General features: G+C 69.7%; 3 protein-coding genes. All 3 read left to right on the top strand.

Annotated features, from left to right (window positions below):
• Positions 1–2100: amino acid adenylation domain-containing protein (locus tag JF597_RS06420; RefSeq protein WP_293990470.1), on the top strand; the 2100-nt coding region annotated here is incomplete at its 5' end.
• Positions 2101–2105: 5 nt separating this feature from the next.
• Positions 2106–3512 (top strand): condensation domain-containing protein, encoded by a 1407-nt coding sequence (locus JF597_RS06415; RefSeq protein ID WP_293990469.1) that lies wholly within the window; start codon positions 2106–2108, stop codon positions 3510–3512.
• 1 nt (position 3513) lies between these two features.
• On the top strand, positions 3514–5222 hold a 1709-nt coding region (locus JF597_RS06410; RefSeq protein ID WP_293990467.1), incomplete at its 3' end, for an amino acid adenylation domain-containing protein.

Here is a 5222-nt window from a genome sequence, read left to right as displayed (position 1 = left end):
GACGAGGAACTCACCGGATCGGCAGCACTCGACGACTTCCACGCCCTGGAAGACGCCTGGAGCGTGGCCAAGACCGACCTCAGCCTCTTCATGCGGCGGGCAGCCGACGGACGCATGATCGGAGGACTGGAGTACGCCACCGCGCTGTTCGACCGAACGACCGTCGAACGCCTCGCCCGCCACTTCGTCCGCGTCGTGGAAGCCGTCACCGCCGACCCCGGTCTGCCCCTGGGGGAACTGCACCTCCTCTCCTCGGCCGAACTCGACCGACTCTCCGAATGGAGCCGCAACCCGGGCCCGCTGCCGACGGAGCCCCCCTACGAGACGTTCGAACGGTGGGCCGCCGAGACACCGGACGCGATCGCCGTGACCAGCGGCGGAGCCGACCTCACGTACCGCGGACTCGACGAGCGGGCGAACGCCCTCGCGCACAGGCTGCGGGCCCTCGGAGTGGGCCCCGAGGACGCCGTAGGTGTGCTCCTCGACCGCGGCCCGGACCTGCTCGCGGCACTCCTCGCCGTCTGGAAGGCAGGCGGCGCCTATCTGCCGCTCGACCCCTCGCACCCCGCGGGACGCGTCAAGACCGTGCTGTCCGACGCCGGCGCCCGCGTCCTGGTGGTCGACTCAGCCAGCCGCGACCGGATCGGGCGGCCGCCCGGCACGCGCCTGCTGCTCACCGACGCGGCCACCGAGCCCACCGTGACCACCGCGCCCGACCGCACCCCCGACCTGGACCGCCTCGCCTACGTCATCTACACCTCCGGCTCCACCGGCCGCCCCAAAGGCGTGCAGATCACCCACGCCGGACTGGCCAACCACCTCGACTGGGCCGTGGCGGAACTCGTCGGCAGGGCCGACGAAGGCGCGCCGGTCTTCTCGTCCGTCGCCTTCGACCTGGTCGTACCCAACCTGTGGGCCCCCCTCATGGCCGGCCGGACCGTCACCCTGCTTCCGCAGGACCTCGACCTCGGCACCCTGGGACAACTCCTGGTGGAGGCCGGGCCGTTCGCCTTCGTCAAGATGACCCCGGCACACCTGGAGATCCTCTCCGACCAGCTGACCCCCGAGCAGGTACGCGCCCTGGCGCGTGTGTACGTGGTGGCCGGTGAAGCCCTGCCCGGCCGGCTCGTCGACGGCTGGGCCGCACCGGTGATCAACGAGTACGGCCCGACCGAGGCGTCCATCGGCACCTGCGTCTTCCCGGCACCGGACGACGGCAACCGGGAGATCGTGCCCATCGGACGCCCCCTGCCGAACATGACGATGCGGGTGCTCGACAACCGGCTCCAGCCGGTGCCCGTGGGCGTGACGGGAGAGCTGTACGTCGGCGGCGTGGGCGTGGCGCGCGGCTACGCCGGCCGGCCCGCGCAGACCGGCGCCGCCTTCCTCCCGGACCCCTACGGCGCGCCCGGCGACCGGATGTACCGTACCGGTGACCTGGTCCGGCTGCTGCCCGGCGGCGAGGTCGACTTCCTCGGACGGATCGACCACCAGGTCAAGATCCGCGGTCACCGCATCGAGACCACGGAGATCCAGGTGGTTCTCGCCGACCATCCGCGGGTGCGCGAGGCGGTCGTCACCGTCCGGGAGACCCGGCCGGGGGACCGCAGCCTCGTCGCCCACTACGTGGCCGCGGGCGACACGCCCCCCAGCCACGACGAGCTCGTCACCCACTGCACGGAACACCTGCCTCCCTACATGGTGCCGTCGGCCTTCATGGCACTGCCGGCACTCCCGCTCAACGCCAACGGCAAGGTGGACCGGGCCGCTCTCAGCGCACTTGAGCCCCGGACCGAGCCGGACGTCGTGGCACCGCGCACTGTCGTGGAGGAGCGCGTCGCCGAGATCTGGACCGACCTCCTGGGCCGGGACGTGGGCGTGTACGGCAACTTCTTCCACACGGGCGGCAATTCCATCCTCGCGATCCGCCTGGTCGCGAGCCTTCAGGACGCATTCGAGATCGAGCTGCCGATGAGGGCCGTCTTCGAGGGTCCGACCGTCGCCGAACTCGCCACAGCCATCGAGGAATTGATCCGGGCCGAGGTCGAGGCACTGACGGACGACGAACTCATCGCTCAAACACTGCGGTTCGGGGAGTAGAACACATGGGTACCGAGGACTTCACGCAGCACAACGCAGACGTCGTCCGTGACGAGGTTCTCCGCAGGCGGCTCAGCGGACGCGGCGGCAACCGGCGATCGGCGATCGGGCGCGCCGAGCGCGATCAGCCTCTGGTGCTTTCCCACGGCCAACAGCAAATGTGGTTCCTCAACCGCCTCGACCCGGACAGCACCGAATACCTGGTGCCCCTCGCCTTCCGGCTGCGCGGCCGACTGGACGCCGAAGCCCTCCAGCGGGCCTGGTCGGCCATCCTCGCCCGCCACGAGATCCTGCGCACCCGCTATGCCGTGCTCGACGGCCGGCCCGTACAGGTCGTCGACGAGCCGGTGGACGTGCCTCTGGTACCGCAGGACCTCACGAGTCTGCTCGCCGACGAGCGGGATCAGCGCACCGACGCCCTCGTCGCACAGCACCTGGACGAACCCTTCGACCTGGAGCACGACTGGCCGGTACGCGCCCGGCTCCTCCGCCTCGCCTCCGACGACCATGTACCGACCGTCGTCTTCCACCACATCGCGTGCGACGCCTGGTCCACCCGCCTGTTCGCCTCCGAACTGAGCACCCTCTACGCCGCCTTCGCCGAAGGCTCCGACGCCACGCTGCCCCCGCTCGACGTGCAGTACGCCGACTACGCGCAATGGCAGCGCCAGGTGCTGTCGGGCACAGTCCTGGAAGGGCAGCTGAGCTACTGGCGGGACCAGCTCGCGGGTCTGCGGCCCATCGAGCTGCCCGCCGACCGGCCGCGGCCCGCTGTGCGAGAACACGCGGGCGCCGAGGTCGCGTTCCCCTTGCCGAGCGAGGTCGCACAGCGCGTCCGTGACCTGGCCGTCCAGCATGACACCACCCCCTTCGTGGTGTTCCTCACGGCTCTCCAGGCACTCGTCTCCTACTACGTCGATGACAACGACGTCGCCGTGGGCACCGTCGCCAGCGGCCGCACCCGGCCCGAACTCCAGAACGTCTTCGGCTATTGCATCAACACCCTGGTCATGCGCGCCACCTGGGACGACTCCACCACCTTCGGCGAACTCGTCGACAATGGCAGACGGTCCCTGATCGACGCCTACGACCACCAGACGGTGCCCTTCGCCCAGCTCGTGGACGAACTGCAGCCGGAGCGCGACCTGTCCCGCACCTCCCTGTACCAGGTCGCCTTCACCCTCCACGAGGCCGGCGGCGAAGGCCTCACCCTGCCCGGGATGGACGTCACGCCCTACGAGGCGCTCGGCACCGTCGCCAAGTGCGACCTCGAACTGCGCGTCGGCGAGAACTCCGACGGCTCGTACGAGACCAGGCTCACCTACGCCACCTCCCTCTTCGACGAGGCCACCGCGCGGCGCATGGCCACCCACTTCGTACGCCTTCTTGACCAGGCCACGGTCTCTGCATGAGTTGTTCGAGGAGCGGGTGCGGGTGTCGCCGGATGCGGTGGCGGTGGTCGCCGGTGGGGTGGAGTTGTCGTATGCCGAGGTGAATGAGCGGGCGAATCGGCTGGCGCATGTGCTGCGGGATGCGGGTGTGGGTGCGGAGTCGCTGGTGGGGGTGTGCCTGGAGCGGGGGCCGGACCTGGTGTCGGCGCTGGTGGGTGTTCTCAAGTCGGGTGCTGGTTATGTGCCGTTGGATCCGGTGAATCCGGTGGAGCGGTTGCGGTTTGTGCTGGCGGATGCGGGTGCGTCGGTGCTGGTGACCTGCGCTGAGCTTGTCGGGGGGGTGGGTGAGGGGTTCGAGGGCCGGGTGATCGTGCTGGATGGCGTGGACGCGGGGGTCCTGGCGCAGGCGGCGGCTGAGAATCCGCTGCCGGTGTCGTCGGGGTCGAACGCGGCGTATGTGATTTATACGTCGGGGTCGACGGGGCGGCCGAAGGGTGTGGTGGTTCCGCACGCGAATGTGGTGCGGTTGCTGGAGACGGCGCATGAGCATTTCGTCTTCGGCCAGTCGGACGTCTTTTCGCTGTTTCATTCGTTCGCGTTCGACGTCTCGGTGTTCGAGTTGTGGGGGGCGTTGCTGTTCGGTGGGTCCGTGGTCGTGGTCGGGCGTGAGGTGACGCGGTCGCCGGAGGAGTTCCTGGATCTGTTGGTGGAGCGTGGTGTGACGGTGTTGAGCCAGACACCGTCGGCGTTCCGGTCGTTGGTGGCGGCTGCGGGTTCGGGGGACGAGCGGATCGACCGGTTGTCCTTGCGGGCGGTGGTGTTCGCGGGGGAGAAGCTGGAGATGCCTGAACTGGCGCCGTGGGTGGCGCGGTTGGGTCTGGACCGGCCGGCTCTGGTGAACATGTACGGCATCACCGAGACGACCGTCCATACGACGTTCTATCGGGTGGCGGAAGCTGACCTGGAGCCCGGCGGGGTCAACCCGGTGGGGCGGCCGCTCAGTGATCTACGCGTCTACTTGCTGAACCGGTCGGGCCGGTTGGTTCCGGTGGGTGTGCCGGGTGAGATGTATGTGGCCGGTCCTGGTGTGGCGCGGGGGTATCTGAACCGGCCGGAGCTGACGGCGGAGCGGTTTGTGCCGGATCCGTTCGGTGGGCCTGGTGCCCGGCTGTATCGCAGTGGGGATCTGGCGGTGCGGCGTGCGGATGGGAGTCTGGAGTTTTTGGGCCGGATCGATGACCAGGTGAAGATCCGGGGGTTCCGGATCGAGCTGGGTGAGATCGAGGTCGCGCTGGCCGGTCAGGACGGGGTGCGTGAGGCGGTTGTGCTTGCCCGCGAGACCGTTTCCGGGGACCGGGGCCTGGTCGGGTATGTGGTGCCGGATGCGGGTGCCGTGGTGGATGTGGCGGTGCTGCGGGCCGGGTTGGGTCGGGTGTTGCCGGAGTACATGGTTCCGTCGGCGGTGGTGGTGCTGGACGTGCTGCCGCTCACGGCGAACGGCAAGCTGGACAAGCGGGCGTTGCCGGTGCCGGACGAGGACGCCTTCGCACGGGCGGTGTTCGTGGCGCCGCGCACCCCGCTGGAGGACCGCATCGCCGCAGCCTGGCGCGAGGTGCTCGGGGTGGAGCGGGTCGGTGTGCTGGACTCGTTCTTCGACCTGGGCGGCGATTCCATCCGCGCCGTCTCCCTCGTCGGCGCTCTGCGCGCCCAAGGCGTCGACGTCGCCGTACG

Origin of the sequence: Streptomyces sp., assembly GCF_019510245.1 — a bacterium.
Taxonomy (GTDB): Bacteria; Actinomycetota; Actinomycetes; order Streptomycetales; family Streptomycetaceae; genus Streptomyces.
Note: the sequence above shows the minus strand (reverse complement) of the source record. Positions and strands in the feature narration are given on the sequence as shown.